Source organism: Streptomyces sp. NPDC092369 (assembly GCF_044755245.1).
Classification (GTDB): domain Bacteria; phylum Actinomycetota; class Actinomycetes; order Streptomycetales; family Streptomycetaceae; genus Streptomyces.
In genome coordinates this window covers 583192-606341 of record NZ_JBIVQP010000005.1, presented here as the reverse complement: position 1 = coordinate 606341, position 23150 = coordinate 583192, and the positions used below count along the sequence as shown (strand labels likewise).

Genomic DNA, 23150 nt, shown 5'->3' with positions numbered 1-23150 from the left:
CACGATTCGCCGAGGTTCGCAAACTCCGGCCGGATTGTCAGTGGTCGCCTCTACCCTCGGGTTCGAATACTCAACTCATGAGAGTCGGGCGGCTTCGCCGTGCCCACGCACGCCGCGGCCGTCATAACAGCGCCCCCACCCCGTCAGGAGGGTTCCGCCGGAGTGAAGATCACCCCTTCCGCCCGCGTGCTCAGCATGCTGGGCGAGATCGATTTCGACGAGTGGCAGTGTGTGGCCGAACTCGTCGACAACCCCTTCGACGACTTCCTCGACGTCCTCCGCTCGGGAGTGGAGTGGCCTGACGGCTTCACGGTCAGCGTGACCCTGCCGTCATCCCCGAAGGGAGTCCTGGAAGTCCGCGACACTGGACGGGGCATGTCGTACGACCGGCTGGCGCGCGCAGTGCGGGCCGGCTGGTCCGGGAACGACATGCACGACAAGCTCGGCCTGTTCGGCATGGGTTTCAACATCTCGACCGCCCGCCTCGGCAGGCGCACACGTGTCCTGACTACCCGCGCCGGCGACACGGAGTGGATCGGAGTCGAGATCGACCTCGACCAGATCAAGGACGACTTCGAAGCGAAGGACATCACCGAGCCGAAGGACAACCCATCCCACCATGGCACGAGGATCATCGTCGACCGCCTGCAGCCGACGCGCGCTGAGTGGCTGCGCCGCAACGGCGCCTCGCTCCGCAACATCCTGGGCTCGGTGTACTCGTGGATCCTGACTGAGCATCCCTTCGAGCTCTACGTCGGTGGGACCCAGGTCAAGCCGGTTCGCCACTGCCGATGGGGCGACAACCGTTGCGTGCTCTACAACGGCAAGGAGCGGGTCCCCGCCTATATCCCGATCAACGAGAAACTCCAGGACGGGATCGCCTGCCGGGACTGTGGGGAATGGCAGATCGGTTCGGGTGAGGTCTGCTCGGTCTGCGGCAGCGGCAACCTGGCCGTGCGCGAGCGCCGGATCCACGGCTGGCTTGGCGTACAGCGCTACCTCGACAAGACCGAGTACGGGATCGACTTCCTACGCAACGGCCGAAAGATTTTGCGCTGGGACAAGCAGCTCTTCACCTGGAACAACCCCGACGGCGTCGCGGGGAACGAAGAGCCCGAGTACCCGGTCGAGCTCGCCCACCAAGGCGGCCGCCTCATCGGTGAGATCCATCTCGACCACGTTCCCGTCACGTACCAGAAGGACGCCTTCGAGTACGGGGACCGCAGCTGGCTCACCGCCGTGGAACTGCTGCGCGGCGTGGCACCACTCCAGCCCCAGCGCGCCAGCAAGCTCGGCTACGCAGAAAACGAGAGCCCGCTGGCCCTGCTATTCAAGGGCTTCCGCCGCAACGACGCGGGCCAGCGATGCCTCGTCCCCGGCGACGGCCACAAGCCGATCCACGCGGACACTCGAGACTGGGGCCGAAAGTTCCGAGCGGGCTTCTCCGAGTTCCAGACAGACGAGCACTGGTGGCAGGCGGTCCTGCGCCACGAGGAGATCAAGAAGCGGGGCAAGGAAGCCAAGACCACGGCCAGTGTGCCAACACAGCCCGATGAACAGGCCGTCCTGGGTGCTCTCGGCCTCCCCGCCGACATCCCCGCTTCCGGCGCCGGCGCCGTCCGACCTGAGACCGGCTCCAAGGCCGTCTCCACCCTGCCCGCCCACACCGCCGTGGCGGTCAAGGAGAAGACGGAGACCCGCAGCGAGCGCCTGGGTCGGTACGAGAGGGCGGCGTCACCGCACATCTACCTGAGTCGGTCATTCGGCCACCCCGAGCTCGGTTACGTCAAGGTGCGGACCCTGCTGCTGAAGCCGAGCGAGCGGCTCCTCGACGACAACGGCCTGCGCATCCCCGTCCTCCTGGATCAGCGATCCGGCAACGAGCTAACCGCCCTCGTCGACCCCGAGCACGCCGCGTTCCAGCGGTTCGGCGCGGACTACGCTGACCTCCTCCTGGTCGAACTGGCCGCCGTTCTAAAGGTTCGGGCGCGCTCCGACTGGAGCCCTTCCCAGCTAGTCGCCGGGATCCGCGCCGAATCTCTTCAGGACAGCGCGCTCGACGGCACCACCGTCGGCGCGGAGGCCCGCAACCTCCTAGCGGAGATCCGCGAGCGTGTGGCCGAGGCCCTCAATCGGAGCGGCGACTACGCGACCGCCTACGATCACCTCTCCGACGAGGGAAAGATCGCGACCGAGGAGGCGGTGATCGCCGCCGGACGTGTCGGCCTCGCCGGCCGTCTCGGCCAGGACTCCGGGTTCGTCCATCACGTCCCCGCGCTGGCCCTGGTCCGGCTCGTTGAGGCGATGCCGGCCTCATTCATGGACGGAGCAGTCTTCCGTGGCCCGTATACCGGGGTGTCCTCGCCGTCCGGGAAAGCCCTGAGCCTGGCCCGGGTCACGGGCTGTCTCGCGGACGTCGCGACACTTGGCACCTTCGCAGGGGAGGCCACCGCGCCCCAGCTGCGGCGCGCCCGCCTGAGCATCGCCCTTCTGCGCGACGAACTGGCGGGTGAGGAGTGAGTGCCGCGTTCCTGACGGCCGCCGAACTGCGTGACGGCGGCCCGGAGGGACTAACCAAGGCACTCGAACGGACTCTGTGGCATCTGGGTTTCCACGACGTCCGCGTCATAGACGGCGCCCACGACCATGGCGCCGACCTGCTCGCGGTCCGCGACCGCGAGCAGTGGGTGTTCCAGAGCAAGTGGAAGGCGCACGGCACGGCCGACCACGCGGGCGTCGACGACCTCGAACGCGCTCGCACCCACTACCGCGCCGACAAGGCTGTCCTGGTGACCAACACGAACATCACCGCGTCGGCAGAGGCACGGCGCAGGGCGTTGGCGGGGATCGGTGTCGACATCGCCCTGTGGCACGGAGCCACACTGGACGCTATCGGCCAGAGGATGCCGGACCACGTGCCCACCCCCTACGCCCTGCGGCCGTACCAGGAGCAGGCCGTCGCCGCGATCGAGCGGGACCTCGACGCCGAAGGGACGGCGCTGCTGGTGCTGGCGACGGGGCTGGGTAAGACGGTCGTCGGCGGCGAGGTCATCGGCAATCACCTCGCCGTGCGTCCGGACGCGCGCATCCTGGTCGTCGCGCACATGCGCGACCTGGTTGGCCAGCTGGAGAAGGCTCTGTGGCGGCACCTCCCGAAGAACGTGCCCACTCGCCTCCTCACCGGTGAGATCAAGCCCCGGGCCCTCGATGGCGTCGTCGTCGCGACCGTCGAGTCGGCGCTGTCCGCCGTGCAGGCTGGCTACAAACCCGACCTCATCATGATCGATGAGACTCATCACGTGGCCGAGACCGGCAGGTTTGCGGAACTCCTCGATCTGTGCGGGACTGCGGGACGATTCGGAGTCACCGCTACCCCTTGGCGTGGCGACAAGTTCGACATCACTGCCCGCTTCGGCAGCCCCAGCTTCAAGATGGGTATCGCAGAGGGCATGGCAGCGGGCTATCTGTCAGCAGTCGACTACAAGCTGTACGCGGACGGTGTCGACTGGGACGCTGTCCAAGACATCAGCCGCCACGGCTACTCCATCAAGGATCTGAACAGGCGTCTGTTCCTTCCTCAACGGGACGAGGAGATCGTCGAGCACCTACGGACGGCCTGGCGGGAGACCGCCGAGCCCCGCGCCATCGTCTTCTGCCAGACCATTGAGCACGCCGAGCACATGGCGGACCTTTTCGCCGTCGCGGACCCGGCATGGGCCAACGCCTCCCACCTGCACAGCGGTCTGTCGAAGCGTCACCGTGACGTCCTACTCAATGAGTTCCGTCTCGGCCGCGTCCCAGTAATCACCTGCGTTGACGTTTTCAACGAAGGCGTCGACGTGCCCGACGTGAACCTGATCGCCTTCCTGCGCGTCACCCACAGCCGAAGGATCTTCGTGCAGCAGCTCGGACGGGGGCTACGCCTGAGCTCCGGCAAGAAGGCTCTGAAGGTCCTCGACTTCGTGACCGACATTCGTCGCGCCGCCGCGGTACTGAACCTGCGGCGGACGCTGGAGGCTGAGGAGACCGAGCACCTCGAACTCCCGCATGTCTCCCGGATCGAGTTCCAGGACGAGACAGTCGGCTCCCTGATGGACATGTGGATCCAGGACGCCGCCGACCTCGAGACCGCCGCAGACGAAGTCCGCCTCCAATTCCCCCTGCCGAAAGGAATCCTGTGACCGACTACAAGATCCCGCCCGCCGTCGAGAAGGCCGTGGTCACACGGATCTATACCCAGGCCGACGAGGCACGGTGGCCACACCTCCAGGACGGGGACCGCACCCGCCTTTACCGGGAATGGACGGAGGACCCGGAGATCGGCGGCCGCCTTCTCGACTTCGTGGGACAGCAGGCGAACATCCGCCCGTGGCTGAAGGACTGCCCTATGAAGGAGTACGAGCGGGCGCGGCGAGGGGAAGGCAAGTACGCCAAGTACGTGTCGCGGCCAGCCGCGACGCTCGAACAGATGGTGGCGGCGACCCTCGGACCCGACTGGGAAATTGTTCCCGGGACCACCCAGCAGAAGCCGATGCGTACGAGAATCCGCGAGATCGGGAAGGAGGACGAGGAGCGGCACTTCGTAGCTGGCACGGCGGCGAACCTCAAGCACCTTGTGTGGCCGGCCATCCTTGATCGGTCCACAGGAGAGACCTGGCCCTGGATGATCTGCGTCGTCGATCCGTTCCGCGCCCCCGTGTCGCCCGAGCAGAAGGAGGAGCACCGACACATGGCCAAGTTCCTCGGTGTGCAGGTCGTCTATTTCAACGAGATGTAGGGGGAACCAATGGGGGACCAGTGGTCAATGGGCGACTGGCTGGTGAGAGCGTGGAAGACTGGGGTCTTCGACGAGCGGGAACAAGCCGTCGTCACAGGCCGGGCAGAGGGTCGGACTCTGGACGAGCTCGGGATGACGCTCGGACTGAGCCGCGAGCGTGTGCGCCAGATCCAGAACCGGGCCCGTAATCGGCTCGCGGACATGTCGGACGTCGTCCAGGACGGCTGGCGGGAGACGGCCCGCGCCGCAGGAGCGGGTCCGGCCGCCCCGCGAGAAGCCTTCGCCGCCGCACTCGGGGTCGTCGACCATGTGGCGCTGGAGGAGCTTCTGACCGCAGCCGGTCTGAACGCGCCACGGACGTGGGCAGGGCCGCTGCGCGGCTGGTGGAGTGCCGACCCCGGCGCGCTGGGCGGCGCCCTGCGCCGTCTTGTTGACACCGCTCCCTTCAGGGGCGACGACCTCAGCCGGGCTGCCTCCGAGGCCGGACTGCCCGCGGGTCTCCCCTTGACCTGGCTCCTGAGCCACTCCGAGTCGCGGCTCGCGCTGAGTTTCGGCGGGCACTGGGTCCGCCGCAAGGCGCGGGGGCGCGACGCCGCGTACTTGTGGCTGCTGGAGGCTGGGCGTCCTTGCCAGCCCGGCGAGCTGCTCTCCCCCATGGCCGCGACGACCGTCGCGGCCGTGCGGGAGGCGTTGCGCCGTGACGACCGGTTTCGACAGATCCGCCCCGAGGGAACTTGGGCCCTGACCGAGTGGACACACCTACGCGCTTCTCCGTACGGCACGGCGGTGGAAGCAATGGTCACAGTGGTCACCGAGTCGGGCCCCCTCTCCCGCGCTCAGCTCTTCGCCCGGGTGACGGAGCTGCACCCGGTCACCCCATGGCGTCTGACGCAGTGTTTGATCAGCAACCAGCTGGGTGAGACTCCCGACGGCCTAATCGACCTGGTCTCCCGCGGCGCCCGACCAATTGAGGAAGAAGAACCAGTTCAGCCTGACTCAATGGCCATCGAGGGCGACGTCCTAGGGGCGCGGATCCCCGTCACCCAAGATGTCCTGCGCGGCAGCGGTATCAACGTAAACACCTGGCTGACCTGGCGACTCGGGCTCCGCCAGGCTCCCACGAGCCGCACGTTCGCCACGGCCGGCGAACACCTACCCCTCATCGTCCGCCGCCGCACCAGCAGCGCCCAGCTGTCCAGCCTCCGCCTCCACGCGCTCGAACTTGAGGTCGTCAACGGCTGCGTACTCGCCGTCCTCCTCCGTCTCGACGACGACACAGCACGCGTCGGTCACGGCTGCGCACCGGCGGTCTGCCCGGCGCGGCGGGAACGGGCCGCCGCGCCACCGACGGCAGTGAACGTCTGACGCAGGGTCGGGACCAATAGTCCCGGCCCCGCATGAGGGCCGCTGGCCGAGATCCACCTGCCTCGGCCCTCATGGGGCCGTCTCCGCCGAACGGAGCCGCCGTTCCAGAAGCCCGCTGCCGCCGGAGGCGCTCAAGCGCCTGCCCGACAGCTGCCCCCGCCACCTCGAGACAGCAGACGTCAGCGGCGCCACAGACCGAATATTTACCTCAAATGAGACCTCCAATATGAGGGAAACATGAATCGACTCTAACTGCGCAAGGTAGGGCACAGCTCCGCGAAACGCTGCAAGACACCGAGTTGGATGCTCGACGACGTCGATGCGGCAATCGCGGCGGGAGTCCCTGAGGAGAAGATCCTCCGCCGACGCCAGCTGCGCCACGGTGATGACTTCCCCGCCGCGAGCCCGGCCGCAGCAGCGCTTCGATACGAGGTCGTGGACCGTGGCGTGCTTGGCCTCGTCGACTTCGAGGCATCGCGCAAGCAGGGATCGCTGGTCATCGCGACGCGAGGCGTGACAGATGAAGAGCGCGTCCAGCTCTTCCTCGATGCGATGAGGCGAGTCCTCGTCGAGCTGCCTGAAATGGAACTGGAGGTGCTGAATACGCTCCGAACCGAGCCCGAGGGCGACGCTGGCAGCCGGAGCATCGCCGAAGAGGTCGTGTTCGAACCGGACGAAAGCGCTCGATCGCGCCGTACGCGAACGGAGTTCCGGGGCGATCGGATGCCAACTGAGCGACGTACACGCGTCCGTCAGCTGCTGGCCGATGTGACGAGAGAGGCCGGCAATCGAGCACTGTCGATCACCTGGTCAACGAGATCAAGACCCTTCTGGCGGCGGGGGCGGTATCGTACGACTCCGCTTCGAAGCCTTCCGATGTCTACGAGGGCTTCATCTTCTCCCTGATCGTCCCCACTGCGAGTCGGCACGGCGCTACTGTCACCTACGAGGACGTCTACGGGGCGAAGGCCAGCAGCCTTGTCTTTCGGACGGGCCCTGGTCATCTCTACGGCAATAGCCAGCCCTTCACCCACGCCGTGATCGAGTTCGGCGGTGCTCCCATTCTTGACGTCCACCTCGGCGTGTACGTGACCGGTACGTCGGGCGTCCTGCACGAGTGTGACGTACTGGTGCTGCCAGCCGAGGAAGCCGCCCTGAGCCGAGCACAGGGGATTGCGCCACGAGACAGTCAGTGCGTCCTCATCGTCGAGTGCAAGTACTACCTCTCCAACCTCGGCATCGGTCTCGCGCGGAACTTCGAGGGACTGCGCGCGGACATTCGCACCCAGAACGAGCTCTTCGTCTCCAACATCAGGTCATCGAGTATCGTGCGGTATCTCGATGCCCGAAAGAGGGACTTCGAGCCGGACGTGGTGCCCAATTCGCCGCAGGCGGGCTATCTCCAGTCGGAGATCAGGAAGACCTTCAAGAGCTACCTGAGCAAGCACCCACCCTCAACGGTGATCTGAGTCCCCCGGACGAGCGTCGCGCATCACGGCTTCCGCGCGCGCCGATGCTGCGGGACAGGCGGCATCAGCGGCCGTCGGCTGGGAGCCGACCCGCTCCCCAAGCCCCTCCGACACCACCCGAGAGCACCCCCGCCCCAGCGCTCTGAACAGGTAAAACACCAAACTGCCCAGTGTCGATCTTGCCCGAACCTCATTCGGGACGAAGAGGTCGTGGGTTCAAATCCCGCCACCCCGACGCTAGTCGGAGGCCTATTCGCTTGATCGCGAATGGGCCTCTTTCATGCCCGGGTGCCAAACGGGGGCTAACTGTCATAGACCTACGAGCACCTGGATCAGCTCGTGTTCCTCCTGACCTCCTCCGCGCTGAGATCGAGATGGTTTACGACCGTGGCAAGCAGGATGGTCGCGACGCGGACGTGAGCGTGCGTGATATGCCCAGCGACCTCGGTGAGCTGATTCCAGGCCCCCCAGCGTGTCCGCCACCCGCCTTGGCCAGGTTGTAGTGACCAAGAACCGCGCGGCCGGCTCGCTCGTCGAAGTCGTGCGACTTTGCAATGTCTCACATGGAATGAGGCTATGTGCCACCACTGACAGCCGTCCGCCCTACTTCTGAGTAGGGCTGGACGAGAGCTCCTAGGTGCCACGGAGCACCAAAGATCTCGTCCATCGCTTCGGCTCCCTGCGTCATCACCGGACGAAGCTGCTTGCGGTGGACCGCTTCTGTCGTCGTCTCCGGCGGTGCGGCCGCCGCGGTCACGACGTATCAGCCGGGCGTGGACGGGCTGCCGGGTGCGGTCGTCAGTTTCGGCTACGCGGCACGGTAGGAGGGTTCCGGCTGTATCGCCTGGCTGGTGGTACGGCCGGTTCCGCAATGTCACAATGTCCGGGTGAATTCTGAATTCTACGCGGACGTCATCGAAGCCGGCGGCCTAACGAACGCGCTGGAGCAAACGGCGGCCAGCCTCGATATCTCTCTCATTCTCGTTCCCGGTCGAAAGAAAGTGGCGGATTCGGTCGGTATCGCCAGCACGGCCCCCGGACGGCTTCCGCTGCTGGTGTTCGTGCGCGCCGACACTCGCGGCTTCCGGCTCGTCGGCCGGTCCAGGGAGGTCGACATCCTCACCGGGGAGACACGGGAGCTTGGGGACGTCGTCGAGGCAGGTGCGGCATGGGCGGCGGGAACACCGGTGCCGGTAATGCGCGATGTGCAGCCCTTCCTCCAGATCGACGTGCTCGCCGAAGCCCACGAGCTCGGACCTGAGGCGGCGGTAGCAGCGCAGTGGGAGCGGTTGAAGGAGAAGGCCGCCGACACCCCTGCCTTCCCCGAGTTCGGACGGCTGGTAGAGGCGGCGTACGCGGAACCTCGGCTGCGGCAGCTCTTCCCGTTCACCAGCCACTGGACGGTCGCATTCAGCTCCTGCACCGACCGCCCATACCACGACGAGATCGCGATCGCCCCGCAGTACGGCGGCGGCCCTTATCTCGTCCTACGGCATCCGAACAGCGGAATGCTGGGTGAAGCCGCCACCGTGGAGGAGGCGGTGGCGCTCGCCCTGGCGCACCTTCCGGAATCCTCCGGTCCGGCTGTGGCGGGTTTCAACAGCAATTCTGTCTAAATCCTCCGTAACAGTTCTCTGCATCCATCTGGTTATCCTCTTCCTTGGCAAATATCCCAGCGTTCGACAAAAGGGAATGGCAGGCCGACTGGGCAGCCTTCCCGGGGGTGGAAGAGGAAATTTGTGAGAGGGAAAAAATCTGGGCGCCCTGGAATACGCAAGGGCCCCCACAGACGCACGGCGGGTTCCCTGGCCCTGGCCGTGCTAGCTGGCCTGTTAGCCGCGTACCCGGCCGTCGCCGACGGCACGGCGGATGACACGGTCGTACCGGTATCCCGCAGCTCCCGTCAGCAGGTGGTGGACCTCTGGGCGGCCGGGGGCAGCGAGGTTCGGTCGGCCGCCGAAGCTGCCCTGGTCGGCAGCGGTGACGACATCGTCACCTTCCTCACGACCTATGGGAACCATCAGATCCAGGATTTCCGGGTCGAGGCGGCCCAGCTGGCCAGTGTCGGAGGGGGGAGCACCCTCGAAGCCGTCCGCACCGCGCTGAGCGGCAGCGACAGCGATCTCGCCGCCTTCATGAAATCAGGCTGGGAGGAGCCCCTGGAGCAGGACCAGCGGGTCCTGGTCGCGCGGGTGATCGACGCAGGTGGCCCTGAGGTACAGACGCGCGGCCGAGCCGCGCTGGCCGGCACCACCGAGGACATCCAGACTTTCCTGGACACGGAGATCACAGAGGCCCGGGAGCAGGACGACCGGGTCCTGCTGACCCAGATCATCTCCACCGGCGGCACCAATGTGCGGGCCGCCGGACGGCTCGCGCTGAGCGGCACCATCGACGACGTTCGAGAGTTCCTGGACGTCGGACAGTTCGTAGCTCGTAACCGCGACGAGGAGCACGCGAGCATCGCAGAGCTCGCGGAACAGGCGGAAAAGGCGGGCAAACTCGCCGCGACGGAGACCACCAAGGCCGAAGACGCCTCGGAGGAGGCCGTCGAAGCCGCCGCGCAGGCGAAAAAGGCCGCACAGAAGGCGGCTGCGGAGGCCGAAGCCACCCAGGCGGACACCAAGGATGCGGCACGCGCGGCAAACCGGGCGGCGAGCGCCGCGTCCGGAGCCGCGAAGGCCGCGCAGCGGGCCATCTCCGCGGCCAACTCCGCCGAGCAGTCCGCGCGGACTGCGGCGGCTGCCGCAGCCCAGGCGGCGGCAGCCGCGGTCGGCGCCGCCAACGCGGCTTCCGACGCGCGCAACGCGGCCGCAGCCGCCTCGACGGACGCTGCCAACGCGGCCGCCGCCAGGAAGGCCGCGACCAAGGCCAGTGACGCCGCAAAGGGCGCGGACAAGGCGGCGAACGCCGCAGACAAGGCGATGAAGGCCGCCAACGCAGCCGGTGACGCTGCGGTGTCCGCCGCCAGCGCGGGCAACAACGCCGCCGCAGCAGCCGACGCGGCGGTAACCGCCAGCCACTACGCCGGTGCGGGTAGTACGGCAGCGGCTAATGCCCGAGCCGCTGCGGCTTCGGCGCACCGGCAGGCCGCCGAAGCCAACCGGGCCGCAGGCCAGGCCGAGTCGCTCGCCCGTAAGGCGGCCACAGCGGCCGGCGACGCGCGAGACGCGGCACGGTCGGCCGCGACGCACGCCAGGAACGCGGCGAAGGCCGCGCAGGAGGCCGCCGACAGTGCGGTCGACGCATCCACCGCGGCCGCCAAGTCCACCGCCCACGCCAACGCGGCTACCGAGGCGGCGAAGGTCGCCACCAAGGCCGCAGCAGAGGCCCAGACCGTCTACACACTAGCCCGCGAGGTCGAGGCAGAGGAGCTGCTGGGCCGGACCAATGCCGGCATCGAGAACGCCCGAGACCTCAAGGCACAGGAGACGGAGGGACAGCAACAGCGCGAACAGGAGGCCGCCGACCTCGCCGAACAGCAGGCCACCGCACAGAAGCTGGCGCAGCAGGCCCAGTCCGGCACCGACGACGAGGAGATCACGGCGCAGGGCCGTCGCCTCGCCCTGCTCGACATGAAGAACGGTGAGCCCTGGCTGCGCGAGGCCGCCCAGGAGGCGCTGGGCAGCGACACCGCCGGAGTCGTCGCGTACGTCCGCACCGGGCGATCCGAGGCCCAGGCCCAGGACGATCGCACGGAGGTGGAGCGCCTCGCCGAGGAGAGCTCCGTCAAGGAGATCCGGGACGCGGCGGAGACCGCGCTGGACGGTGGCACGGCCACGGTCAATGCGTTCCTGAAGAATGGTCAGTACGAGGCCGGCCGGGAGGCGTTCCGGGTGGCGGTCGCCCGGGCGGCGGACGTCGGCGGCCCCAATGTCAAGGACAAGGCGCGCGCCGCCCTCACCACCGGCACCATCGGGGCCTACCGCACCTTCCTCACCAAGACCCTGGCCGAGGCCCAGGTACAGGACGACCGGGTGACCGCCGCGCAGCTGGTGGACAGCGGCGACCCGGAGGTGAAGTCCGCCGCGCGGATCGCTCTGGAGGGCCCCGCGGACCTGCTGCACCGGTTCGTACAGTCCGGGCGGTACACCGCCCAGCGCAAGGACTTCCTGTCCCTGACCCACCAGTTGCAGGTCCAGCAGCTCGTCGCCGAGGCCTCGCAAGTGGCCGCACAGGCACAACACGACGCCGCCACCGCCCAGGCCACCGCGGCGACAGCCCGCAAGGCGTCGGCGGAGGCAAAGAACTGGGCGGCGCAAGCAAAAGCGTCCTCCGAAAAGGCCGACGCCTACTCCGCACAGGCGGACCAGTACGCCAAGGACGCCAACGCGTCCGCAGCACAGGCCGCGGAATCGGCGAAGACGGCGCGTGCTGCGGCGAACCGGGCCGACACAGCGGCGCGGAACGCTGCCAGGTCCGCCAGCGACGCGACCGTGTCCGCAGAACTCGCCCAGACCTCCGCCGGGTCGGCTTGGGCCTCGGCCGCCCAGGCCCAGACCTCGGCGGAGCGGGCCGGCAAGAGCGCCGCCGAGGCGGCGACCGCCGCGACCGAGGCGTTCGTGGCCACCGTCCAGAAGTACCGCGAGGAGGAGGAGACCCGCCGCCGCGCGGCCGTCGCCGCGAAGGAGGCCAAGGAAAAGGACGGCGTCACGGCCGCCGAGCTCTATCGGTGCGGAATCCTCGGCTGCGAGGCGATCGGCAACCCCGGCCGGTGGTGCCAACACCACGAAGCCTACTGCGATGTACTCGTCCGGGGACCCGCCTTCGAGGCGAGCATGAAGCAGCTCAACGACATCATCAACGCCATCACCGGTCTCACCCAGCTGGAGAACTGCGCCCGCAAGGGCGATCTCGAAGCCTGCTGGGAACTGAACAAGGACGTCATCATGTCGTCCAAGTTCCGCATGCTGGGCGCGGCCTACCGCACGCTGCGAGTCCTTCAGCGCGGCTGCACGCAGTGTTTCCTGCCCGGTACCCACGTCCTGATGTCGGACGGCGGCACCCAGCCGATCGAAAAGGTCCAGGCCGGCGACCTGGTCCGGGCCACCGACCCGGAGACCGGCGAGACCGCGGCCCGACGGGTCGCGCAGCAGATCGTCACCGAGTACGACGACAAGTACCTCGCGGCCCTCACCATCCGGGGACCGACCGGTGACGTCAGCGAACTCTCCGCCACCTACGAGCACCCCTTCTGGAGCGTCGGTCTCCGCTCCTGGGTGCCCGCAGAGGACCTGCGTACCGGCGACACCCTGCGCACGGACGGTGGCGAGACCGCCACGGTGCTCGCCAACCGCCCCTACAACCGTACGACCGTCACGTACAGCCTCACGGTCGCGGGGCTGCACTCCTTCTACGTCCTGGCCGGGAAGACCCCGGTCCTGGCCCATAACTCCGAGTGCAAACCCCTGGTCCTCGGTCTAGAGAACTACATCGACGAGGCGACCACACAGCACAAGGGCTACAACTTCATGGACCCCGAGTACGCGAAGGTGGAGGGCAGGATGCCCGACGGAACGCCGTTGGCCACCTGGATGTCCGAGGTCACCAACGTGATGCGGAACAACGGCAAGATCGTCGTGAGCCTGAAGGGTTTCAGACCGATCGACGGCACATACCAGGAGAAGTTCAACCGAGCCGTGGAGAACTTCGAGAACGGTACGTGGAGTGCCACGGACTGGGAGATGGGCCAGCTCGTGAAGTACAACAGGTGGGGCAATCTGGACTGGGACAACGTGAAGTTCTATGACGACAACGGCGTGAAGGTGAGCATCGACCCGCCGAAGCCGAAGGGGTAGGCGGAGTGGGCAGCGCTTCGCCAGGGGCGCTGCCCAGCCCACCGAGCGCGGCAGACCAAGGGACACGACCGTGCGACGCAGCCCTCCGCCCCGAAGATCGCGGAGCCGGCCGGCCCGCAGCCCTTTCGAGGTCCGTTGCGATATTGTCCGCGCGACCGAGGGAAATCTGCCGCGGCCGGGCCACATCCGTGCCGCCCGCGGCGTTAGGGTTGGAGCAGGAGGCGGATTCGGTGCCGGATCCTCGTGGAGCTCGGGTCACGGACCCGGCCGGGCCGCTCGCCTCGCCCCGAAACGAAGGTGCCATGCCCGCTGAGAACGATCCCGTCACCGACAACCTGGACGATGACGACTACCCCGCCTACACCATGGGTCGGGCCGCCGACGTTCTCGGCATCACCCCGGCCTTCCTGCGGGCCGTGGGCGAGGCCGAGTTGATCACTCCGTTGCGTTCGGAGGGCGGTCACCGGCGGTACTCGCGGCGGCAGTTGCGGGTCGCCGCCCGGGCCCGTGAGCTCGTCGACCAGGGCACTCCCGTCGAGGCCGCGTGCCGCATCGTGTCGCTGGAGGACCAGCTGGAGGACGCCCTCCGGCTGAACGAGGAAATGCGCAAGATGCTGGCGGAGCGGGGCGCGAATATCTAGTGCGGCGGGTGCAGAAATGAGGAGTTCGGCCGGGCGAGAATTCTTGATCGAACTCCAGGCCGGCATGGGGTTTCCGGCCGACCTGTGTTAGCGTGATACCAGTTGCAGTTTTGGTTACCAGAGACTTGTTTCACAGCCAGTTTCTTTGCAGAGCTTTCCGGATCTTTCCGGAGGGGTGATCATCGCGGCGACTCGGGATCGGCAAAGTGCAGGTCCCGGCACTGCCCCCCAAGGGAGATTCAATATGGCATCTGGCACCGTGAAGTGGTTCAACGCGGAAAAGGGCTTCGGCTTCATCGAGCAGGACGGCGGCGGCGCTGACGTCTTCGCCCACTACTCGAACATCGCCGCCTCCGGCTTCCGCGAGCTTCAGGAAGGCCAGAAGGTTACTTTCGACGTCACGCAGGGCCAGAAGGGCCCCCAGGCCGAGAACATCGTTCCCGCCTGATTGCTTGACGCATGACAGTAGCTGGGGCCCGCACTCTATGGGGTGCGGGCCTCAGCTCGTTCACTTTTCGCATGTTCCCAGCCGCCGCTCTCAGCTGACTCCGACCGTCACCCGCTGCTCCAACGCAGTTCCCGTTTCAGTCAGTTCAAGCTGATTCCTGCGCGAGAACCGCCCCGGTTCACCCACCGGTTCACACCGGTTCATAAACCGCGAGGCGTTCGCACAGCGCGAGGCGCGGCTTTCGCTATTTTCACGGCTCATTCTTGTGAATCCTCATGCGGCTATTCGCCGCTGGACGGAATTCCTCGATACGTGCCGTATCGAGGAGGGTTCCACCATGAACCGCGACCGTCGCAGCAGCAGCGCCAGTTCGGGCCGCGTCCGCACTGACAGGAAGTCCACGGGAGGTTCCGGCTCCGCACACGGCAGCCGCTTCCGTACCCACGAACCCCGCCGGACCTCGCGTCCGGGCGGTGCGGGAAAGAACGGCCAGGGCCCGCGCTCGGCCGGCCCGCAGCAGGAGTTCGCGCTCCCCACCACGATCACCGAACCGCTCCCGGCCGTCGAGTCGTTCGACCAACTCGACATGCCCGAGGGCCTGTTGGCCGCCCTCAGCACCGAGGGCGTCACCGTGCCCTTCCCGATCCAGGCCGCCACGCTGCCCAACGCGCTGGCCGGCCGGGACGTCCTGGGCCGCGGCCGCACCGGTTCCGGCAAGACGCTCGCCTTCGGGCTCGCCCTGCTGGCCCGGCTCCACGGCAAGCGGGCACAGCCCCGGCAGCCGCTCGCCCTCGTCCTGGTCCCCACCCGCGAGCTGGCCCAGCAGGTCACCGACGCGCTCGCCCCCTACGCCCGCGCCCTGCGGCTGCGGACCACCACCGTGGTGGGCGGCATGTCGATCGGCCGCCAGGCCAGCAGCCTGCGCGGCGGCGCCGAAGTCGTCGTAGCCACCCCCGGTCGTCTCAAGGACCTCATCGAGCGCGGCGACTGCCGGCTCGACCAGGTCGGCATCACCGTGCTGGACGAGGCCGACCAGATGGCCGACATGGGCTTCATGCCCCAGGTCACCGCGCTGCTCGACCAGGTCCGCACCGGCGGCCAGCGGCTGCTGTTCTCGGCCACCCTGGACCGCAACATCGACCTGCTGGTCCGCCGCTACCTGCACGACCCGGTCGTGCACTCGGTCGACCCGACCGCCGGCGGTGTCTCCACCATGGAGCACCACCTGCTGCACGTGCGGGACACCGAGAAGCACTCCACGGCGACCGAGATCGCCGCCCGCGACGGGCGCGTGATCCTCTTCCTGGACACCAAGCACGCGGTGGACAAGCTGACCAAGCACCTGCTGTCCGTCGGTGTCCGCGCCTCGGCGCTGCACGGCGGCAAGTCCCAGTCGCAGCGCAACCGGACGCTCGCCCAGTTCAAGGACGGTCACCTCACCGCCCTGGTCGCCACCAACGTGGCCGCGCGCGGTATCCACGTCGACAACCTCGACCTGGTCGTGAACGTCGACCCGCCGGGCGACCACAAGGACTACCTGCACCGCGGCGGCCGTACCGCGCGCGCCGGTGAGTCCGGCACCGTCGTCACCCTGGTGCTGCCGCACCAGCGGCGCTCGATGGACCGGCTGATGCAGGACGCCGGGATCACCCCGGCCACCAGCACCCGGGTCAGCCCCGGCGAGGCCGAGTTGCAGCGCATCACCGGCGCCCGCACCCCCTCCGGCGTACCGGTCGTCGTGACGGCGCCCGCGCCGGCCGCGGACCGGCGTGAGCGTTCCGGTGCTCCCGGTCGTGGCCGGGGCGGACGGGCCGGCGGCTCCCGCGGGCGCCGTACCCCGACCCGTAACCCCCGCTAGTCGCACCCTCACAGGTCAAGGCGGTCAGGACGCCCACCCGCGTGTCCTGACCGCTCCTCGGTGTCACCCTCCACCGCTGTACTCCGCTCTCTTCCCCTGCCTTCCCCTCGGTTCAACTCCCCTTATCTGTTGGAGGCATTCATGCGCTGTGTCATCGCCCGATTCCCCTTCGACCTGCGCAAGAACGAGGTCGAGCAGTCGATGGACGGCATCACGCCCGAAACCGTCACCGGTGTCTCCGTCACCATCGGCCAGCAGGTCTACCCCGTCCTGCAGGTCGGCGAAGTCATCACCCGGCAGAACCGCCGCGATTTCACCACCGGCGAGATGCGCCGCGCGCTCACCCGGCTCGGTTTCGTGTGCCACGACGCCCCGCAGCCCGCCCAGCCCCGTACCGTGGCCACCGACCAGGAATCGCTCGGCTGGTGAATGACTGGGGCCGCTGAGCCCCCGGCGAACGGAGACCGGTGACCCGCGACGGGATGGCCGAGGCACTGCGGTCGCTACGGCCGGGCAGCGGCGCCGATCCCGCGGCGACCGGCGCGCGAGCGCTGGGCGTCGCGGGCGTCGTGATCTCCGTCTTCCCGGTGCCGGCCGCGGACCCGGACGCCATCCGCGCACCGGAACCGCGTTGGTGGTTCCCCGAGTTGAGCCTGCGGTTCGAGGAACTGCAGTTCACGCTCGGCGAGGGCCCCGGCCCCGACGCCACCCGCGCCGGCACCGCCGTACTGGAACCCGATCTCGACCGGGTGCGCCCGGACCGCTGGCCCGCGCTGCTGCCGGCCGCCCGCCAGCTCGGCGTCGACGGGGTCTGCTGCTTCCCGCTCGGCCTGGGGGCCGTACGCCTGGGCATGCTCACCCTGCTGTGCGACGGGCGGCACGGTCTGGACGACCGTCGGCTCGCGGACGCGAACACGCTGGCCGCCGCCCTGACCGCGACCCTGGTGGACGGACGGCGACCGGCCGGCCGCGACGACGGCCTGCCGTGGCCGGGCGACGGGCTGCACCGGGCCGTGGTGCACCAGGCGACCGGCATGATCAGCGTCCAGCTCGACATCCCGCTGGCCGAAGCCCTGGTGCGGCTGCGTGCCTTCGCCTACGGCAGCGAACGCCTGGTCGGCGACGTGGCGGAAGACGTCGTGGCCCGACGACTGAGATTCGACGACGATGGAAGCGGGACCCACGCGCCCGTCGGTGGAGAGGGATGATCGGCATGACGCGAGAACAACGCCTCGCGGAGGTGTTCGTCGAGATCGCGGACTCACTCATCGACGACTTCGACGTCCTCGACCTGCTGCAGCGGCTGTCCGCGCGCTGCGTGGAGCTCCTGGAGGTCTCCGCGGCCGGCATCCTGCTCGCCGACCCGCACGGTGAACTGCAGGTCATCGCCGCCTCGGACGAGCACACCCGGCTGCTTGAACTGCTCGCCCTGCAGCACGACCAGGGGCCCTGCGTGGAGTGCTTCCACACCGGTTCGGCCCGTACGAACATCGACTTCGAGCACCCCGAGGCGGCCACCGCCTGGCCCCGCTTCACCCCACGGGCGCGCGAGCTCGGGTTCGTCGCCACGCACGCCATCCCGCTGCGGCTGCGGGACCGGGTGGTGGGCGCCCTGAACCTCTTCCAGACCTCTGTGCACCGGCTCGACGACTCCGAGATCGCCCTCGCCCAGGCGCTCGCGGACGTGGCCACGATCACGATCCTGCAGCAGCGCACGCTCGAGAAGACCTATGTCGAGAACACCCAGTTGAACACCGCGCTGACCAGCCGGATCCTGGTGGAACAGGTCAAGGGCGTGCTGGCCGAGCGCTGGGGCACCTCGGTCGACGAGGCCTTCACCGCCTTCCGCGCCTACGCCCGCGCCCATCACCTGCGCCTGACGGACTTCGCCCGGCACATCGTCGACGGCACGTTCGACACGTCCACCATCCCGGCCCCGGAGACCGCCTAGATCGACTAGATCGCCGAGTTCACCTAGGTCTCCGAGAGCTGCGAGATCCAGCAGTTCTACGAGTCCTGCGAGTTCTGCGAGGTCTACGAGTGGCGGTCACGGGTCGAGGTACAGGACCCGGCGCGGATCGGCCGGGTGCGTCCGGTGCTCGTCGGCCGGGAGGTCCCGCCAGCCCCAGGCCCGCAGGGCGGCCAGCGTCGGTACGTCGAAACGGGCGACCAGGGTGACGCCGGTGGCGTCCGCGTGCTCACCGAGCAGGCGCCGCTGCAGCCGCCGGGCCAGATTCCAGTCGCGGTCCGTGGACTGCCGGCGCACCTGGGGGCGTACGACGATCTCGCGGATCGCGAACAGCCCTGCGCGGAGCGGGAATCCGTAGGCGCACGCCGTCGTCATCGTCGAGTTCTCCGCGACCAGCAGGGTGAAACCGGGGCGGCGCATGTCGTCGGTCAGACGGCTCAGGAACGTGTGGCGCAGGAGGTCCCACCGACAGGGCTCGGCGCCGGAGTTGGCCGCGTACATCTCGCACAGTTCCGGCAGCCGGTCCATGACCTGGCCGCGGGACAAGGGGCGCAGTCGCTCCGCCTCCCAGGGCGAGGGGCACTGCCGGCCGGGCCCGGCCCGCGCCCGCGGGTGCTCCAGGGCCGACCGGAGCGCGTTCTGTGTCATGAGGCGGACCTGTTCCGGGCGCCGTCGCAGCCGACCTGGTCTCGTCGATCGCCGAGAACGGCACGGGCGTGACAGCCGGCGCACGAGGAACCCTCGGTCCTTTCACGATACTCCGGGCCCCGCCGGCCGCCCGGGGGAGAGATCGCGCCTCAGTTGTTCCACGTCTCGTCGTAGGGATCCGCGGGCGTCGGCACCGGTGTCGCCGAGCTGACCTGCAAGAAGGGAATGGGGCCGTTGTTCACCGGGTCCTTGACCTCGCGGGTGGTGTACGTCCCGGTCACCTCAAGCCACTTGTCGGGCTGCAGGACCGGGGGGACCTTGCCGGTCAGGCCGATCTTCACCGGCTGGGCGTCCGCCGCACAGCAGTTGAGGGCCATGCGGACCAGGTAGGGCGTACCGGCCTTGTCCAGTGCGACGAAGCCGGTGACCTTGATCTGGCGGCCGTCGAGGGTGCGGCCGTGCTGGTAGACCGCGCGGCCGGCGTAGTCGACCACGGAGAGGCGCAGTGGTCCGGCCGCGGGCAACTTGTCGTACCCGTAAGGCTGTTGGAGCGCCGTCCCGGTGCGCATCGCGCTGTAGGAGCCGAGCGCCGGCGGGGCGACCAGGATCAGGGCGAGGAGGGGGAGGACGAGGAGCCAGGAGATGCGGGGTTCGCGGTGGGTGTGCTCGTGGTCGGCATCGGCGGCGGAGCCATCGAGGTCGGCGGGCCGGTGCTCCTCGTGCCCGTCCTCCGCACGCTCGGCCACGTCCGCCTTCTTCGCCCCCTGCGGCTCCCCTTCTCGTTCTTGCGACTCCCCCTGCTTGCGCCCCCGCCACTCGTACCAGACCGTCGCCAGCGCCGCCGCGATCAGCACCACGCCCGCCAGCAGCAACAACGGCTGCAGGCCCGCCTTGACGTACCGCAGATACAGATCCGTGAACCCGGCGTGCAGCAGTGCCGCGCCGGTGAGGAAGAGGACCGCCGCCTGGGCCTGCCGGTTCACAGCAGCACCGCCCCGGTCAGGACCGCGCCCACGATCGCGACGGCGAAGGTGGCGGGTCCGAAGCGCAGGGCGAAGCCCCGGCCGAACGTGCCCGCCTGCATCGCGAACAGCTTCAGGTCGATCATCGGGCCCACGATCAGGAACGCCAGCTTGGCCGTGAGCGAGAACTGGGTCAGCGAGGCCGCCACGAACGCGTCCGCCTCCGAACAGATCGACAGCAGTACGGCGAGCAGGGACAGGGCGAGGACCGCGACCACCGGGTTGTCCGCCGCCGTGCGCAGCCAGCTCGCCGGGGCCACCGCCTTCAGCGTCGCCGCGGCCATCGCGCCGACGACCAGGAAGCCGCCCGCGTGCATCACGTCGTGCCGGACCGACCCCCAGAACGCGGCGCCCTTGCTCTGGCCCTCGTAGTGCGACCGGTGGGGCATGCGCAGCCAGTCCGTGCGGCCCAGGCGCTGCCAGAGCCAGCCCATCGAGCAGGCCACCAGCAGGCTGCCGACGAAGCGGGCGAGGACCATCTCGGGGTTGCGCGGGAAGGCCACCGCGGTCGCGGTGAGCACGATCGGGTTGATCGCCGGCGCGGACAGCAGGAACGCGATCGCCGCGGCCGGGGTGACGCCCCTTCGCACCAGCGCGCCCGCCACCGGCACGGACGCGCACTCGCAGCCCGGCAGCACCGCGCCCGCCATCCCGGCCACCGGCACCGCGAGGGCGGGCCGGCTCGGCAGGGCGCGGGCGAAGAACGTCGGCGGTACGAACACCGCGATCGCCGCCGAGAGCAGTACGCCGAGCACCAGGAAGGGCAGCGCCTGGACGAGCACGGCGACGAACACCGTCATCCAGCTCTGCATCACGGGCGCCGACAGCGCGCCGCGGATGGGGTCCTGCATCAGCACCAGGACGAGCAGCAGCAGGATGAGGATCAAGGACGACCGGGACTGGGGCTGGTGCTGGGGCTGGGCGGCAGGTGGCGCTTCCGATGTCGGGGCACCCGCTGCCGGCTCCTGGGCATCCGCCACCTGCTCCGGCGCACCCCGTACCGGCTCATGGCTGTCCGCCCCGGTGGGGGCTGGTCTGGTGATGGCCACGGGCGAGGTACCTCCGGTGGTGCGGAAAGCGCTGGTTTCCGTCCCTATCCATACGAAGGAGAGGGAACAGCCGTTCAGTTGACTCTGGAACCGCCCCTCCCCATAAGGCAGTCTTTCCCCTCGTGGCGAGCGTTCCTCAGCAGGGTGTGACAGGCGACCTGTCCGGACACATGGTCGTGTGCGGCGACGACGGGCTGGCGCACCGGCTGGCCGCCGAACTGCGGGGGGTCTACGGCGAACAGGTCACGCTCATCGTGCCACCGTCCGAGCGCGGTGTCCGTCCCCCGGTGATCGGCAGGGCACGGGCGACCACCGCGGCCCTGCTCGACCGGGTGGTGAACGCGGCCGTCAACCGTGCGGCCGGCGGCGATCCGACCGCGCCCGCCACGACCGCCGTCAACGGCGGCGAACGGGTCGTCGAGGCCGCCGAGGCGACCGAGGCCGCGCTCGCCGAGGCGGGCGTGGAACGGGCCGCCGCACTGGCGCTCGTGTACGACGACGACGAGACCAACATCCGCGCCGCCCTCACCGCCCGCCGCCTCAACCCCCGCCTGCGCCTGGTCCTGCGCCTCTACAACCGCCGGTTGGGCCAGCACATCGAGGAGCTCCTCGACCAGGCGGCCGCGTTGGCGGCAGGCGACGGATCGGCTGACGGCAGTGGCACGGGCTTCGACGCTTCCACGACCGTGCTGTCCGACGCCGATACGGCCGCGCCGGCGCTGGCCGCCACCGCCGTGACCGGCACCAGCAAGGTCGTACAGACCGACGGGCTGATGCTGCGCGCGGTCGAACGGCCGGCGCCGGAGCCCGGGCAGGAGGCCGATCCGGGTCTGGCCACGCTGGCGCTGCTGTCCACGGCCGGCGGCGATCCCGCCGACGGCTCCGAACGCGACGGCGCCTTGGGGCCCCGGCTGCTGCCGGACGCGGCGACGGTACGGGCCGCGACCGGGCGCGGGACCGTCGTACTGGAGCAAGTGGCGTACTCGGGGCCCTCGTTGCCGCCCGCGCGCGGGAGTGTCGTACCGCCGTTCGCGTCGCTGTTCTCCCGGCGGCTGCGGTGGTCGCTGGCGGGGCTCGTGGCGTGTGTGGTCGGGCTCGGGGTCGCGCTGTCGGTGGTGACGCGGATGCATCCGCTGAACGCGTTCTATCTGACGCTCCTCGATCTGTTCGCCATCGACGATCCGGCGGTCGGTGCCTCCCTGGGACGGCAGATCCTCCAACTCCTCTCCGGTCTGGTCGGGTTGCTGCTGCTGCCGGTACTGCTGGCCGCGGTCCTCGAAGCGCTCGGTACCTTCCGTACCGCGTCCGGGCTGCGCAAACCGCCGCGCGGGCTGGGCGGGCACGTGGTGCTGCTCGGGCTCGGCAAGATCGGCACGCGCGTGCTGATCCGGTTGCGCGAGCTGAATATCCCGGTGGTGTGCGTCGAGTCCGACCCCGAGGCCCGCGGGCTCGCGGTCGCGCGCCGGCTGCGGGTGCCGGTGGTCCTCGGTGACGTCACCCAGGAGGGGGTCCTGGAGGCGGCCAAGATCCACCGCGCGACCGCGCTGCTCGCGGTGACCAGTGCGGACACGACGAATCTCGAGGCCGCGCTGTACGCCCGGTCCGTGCGGCCCGAACTGCGGGTGGTGCTGCGGCTGTACGACGACGACTTCGCGACCGCCGTGTACCGGACGCTGCGGGCCGCGCATCCTCTTGCGACCACGCGGAGTCGGAGTGTTTCTCATCTGGCCGCGCCCGCGTTCGCCGGGGCGATGATGGGGCGGCAGATTCTGGGGGCGATTCCCGTGGAGCGGCGGGTGCTGCTTTTCGCCGCCGTCGAGGTGGGGGCGCATCCTCAGTTGGTGGGGCGGACGGTGGCGGAGGCGTTTCGGGCGGGTGCTTGGCGGGTGTTGGCCCTGGACACCGCCAAGGGGGCACATGGGGACGTTCGGGGGGCGGGGTTGGTGTGGGATCTCCCTGATACGTATGTCCTGCGGGACTCGGATCGGGTTGTGCTGGCCGCCACTCGTCGGGGAATGGCTGAGTTGTTGGGGCGTCGGCGGCGGGATCGGGCCGGTTCCGGGCCCGGTTCCGGTTCCTGATCTGCGCCGGCGCCGGGGCGGGGGT

Annotated in this window: 18 protein-coding genes; 15 read left to right on the top strand and 3 right to left on the bottom strand. The window is 69.1% G+C overall.

Annotated features, from left to right (window positions below; all coding sequences use genetic code 11):
- Positions 1–162: 162 nt before the first annotated feature.
- The 14 genes from ACIQI8_RS31050 (at position 163) to ACIQI8_RS30985 (ending at position 18307) form a co-directional block, all read left to right on the top strand.
- Positions 163–2520, top strand: a complete 2358-nt coding sequence (locus ACIQI8_RS31050; RefSeq protein WP_402357441.1) for an ATP-binding protein — start codon at positions 163–165, stop codon at positions 2518–2520.
- Positions 2517–4181 (top strand): DEAD/DEAH box helicase family protein, encoded by a 1665-nt coding sequence (locus tag ACIQI8_RS31045; protein WP_402357438.1) that lies wholly within the window; start codon positions 2517–2519, stop codon positions 4179–4181. The genes ACIQI8_RS31050 and ACIQI8_RS31045 overlap by 4 nt, the downstream gene beginning before the upstream one ends.
- Positions 4178–4777 (top strand): hypothetical protein, encoded by a 600-nt coding sequence (locus ACIQI8_RS31040; RefSeq protein ID WP_402357435.1) that lies wholly within the window; start codon positions 4178–4180, stop codon positions 4775–4777. Before ACIQI8_RS31045 ends, ACIQI8_RS31040 begins: the two co-directional genes overlap by 4 nt.
- Before the next feature lie 9 nt (positions 4778–4786).
- Positions 4787–6142, top strand: a complete 1356-nt coding sequence (locus ACIQI8_RS31035) for a sigma factor-like helix-turn-helix DNA-binding protein (protein WP_402357432.1) — start codon at positions 4787–4789, stop codon at positions 6140–6142.
- A gap of 303 nt (positions 6143–6445) precedes the next feature.
- Positions 6446–7048 carry a hypothetical protein gene (locus tag ACIQI8_RS31030; protein WP_402357429.1) on the top strand — a complete coding sequence of 201 codons (603 nt, stop codon included), beginning with the start codon at positions 6446–6448 and terminating at the stop codon, positions 7046–7048.
- A 131-nt stretch (positions 7049–7179) separates the two neighbouring features.
- A complete protein-coding gene (locus ACIQI8_RS31025) occupies positions 7180–7611 on the top strand; it encodes a hypothetical protein (RefSeq protein ID WP_402357426.1) in 432 nt (143 codons plus the stop codon).
- Positions 7612–8498: 887 nt separating this feature from the next.
- On the top strand, positions 8499–9227 hold the full coding sequence (locus ACIQI8_RS31020) for a DUF6193 family natural product biosynthesis protein (RefSeq protein ID WP_402357423.1): 729 nt from the start codon (positions 8499–8501) through the stop codon (positions 9225–9227).
- A 294-nt stretch (positions 9228–9521) separates the two neighbouring features.
- Complete coding sequence (locus ACIQI8_RS31015) at positions 9522–13409, top strand: polymorphic toxin-type HINT domain-containing protein (protein ID WP_402357420.1); 3888 nt, start codon at positions 9522–9524, stop codon at positions 13407–13409.
- Positions 13410–13711: 302 nt separating this feature from the next.
- On the top strand, positions 13712–14050 hold the full coding sequence (locus ACIQI8_RS31010; RefSeq protein ID WP_402357417.1) for a MerR family transcriptional regulator: 339 nt from the start codon (positions 13712–13714) through the stop codon (positions 14048–14050).
- Between the two features lie 244 nt (positions 14051–14294).
- Positions 14295–14498: a cold-shock protein gene (locus ACIQI8_RS31005; protein WP_055489522.1), complete on the top strand. Its 204-nt coding sequence runs from the start codon at positions 14295–14297 to the stop codon at positions 14496–14498.
- A 337-nt stretch (positions 14499–14835) separates the two neighbouring features.
- Positions 14836–16356: a DEAD/DEAH box helicase gene (locus ACIQI8_RS31000; protein ID WP_402357414.1), complete on the top strand. Its 1521-nt coding sequence runs from the start codon at positions 14836–14838 to the stop codon at positions 16354–16356.
- 141 nt (positions 16357–16497) lie between these two features.
- Positions 16498–16785 (top strand): SCO5918 family protein, encoded by a 288-nt coding sequence (locus ACIQI8_RS30995; RefSeq protein ID WP_402357411.1) that lies wholly within the window; start codon positions 16498–16500, stop codon positions 16783–16785.
- A 38-nt stretch (positions 16786–16823) separates the two neighbouring features.
- The gene (locus ACIQI8_RS30990; protein ID WP_402357408.1) at positions 16824–17564 is read left to right on the top strand and encodes an ANTAR domain-containing protein; all 741 of its coding nucleotides are present in this window, start codon (positions 16824–16826) and stop codon (positions 17562–17564) included.
- The gene (locus tag ACIQI8_RS30985; RefSeq protein ID WP_402357405.1) at positions 17561–18307 is read left to right on the top strand and encodes a GAF domain-containing protein; all 747 of its coding nucleotides are present in this window, start codon (positions 17561–17563) and stop codon (positions 18305–18307) included. The genes ACIQI8_RS30990 and ACIQI8_RS30985 overlap by 4 nt, the downstream gene beginning before the upstream one ends.
- A gap of 96 nt (positions 18308–18403) precedes the next feature.
- Here the strand turns inward: ACIQI8_RS30985 and ACIQI8_RS30980 are convergent, their stop codons facing one another.
- The 3 genes from ACIQI8_RS30980 to ACIQI8_RS30970 form a co-directional block, all read right to left on the bottom strand.
- A complete protein-coding gene (locus ACIQI8_RS30980) occupies positions 18404–18973 on the bottom strand; it encodes a hypothetical protein (RefSeq protein ID WP_402357402.1) in 570 nt (189 codons plus the stop codon).
- A gap of 149 nt (positions 18974–19122) precedes the next feature.
- Entirely contained in the window at positions 19123–19956 is an 834-nt protein-coding gene (locus ACIQI8_RS30975) for a TIGR03943 family putative permease subunit (RefSeq protein ID WP_402357399.1), read from the bottom strand.
- Complete coding sequence (locus ACIQI8_RS30970; RefSeq protein WP_402357396.1) at positions 19953–21044, bottom strand: permease; 1092 nt, start codon at positions 21042–21044, stop codon at positions 19953–19955. Before ACIQI8_RS30970 ends, ACIQI8_RS30975 begins: the two co-directional genes overlap by 4 nt.
- Before the next feature lie 170 nt (positions 21045–21214).
- Between ACIQI8_RS30970 and ACIQI8_RS30965 the strand changes: the two genes are divergently transcribed.
- Positions 21215–23125, top strand: a complete 1911-nt coding sequence (locus ACIQI8_RS30965) for an NAD-binding protein (RefSeq protein WP_402357961.1) — start codon at positions 21215–21217, stop codon at positions 23123–23125.
- Positions 23126–23150 lie beyond the last annotated feature (25 nt).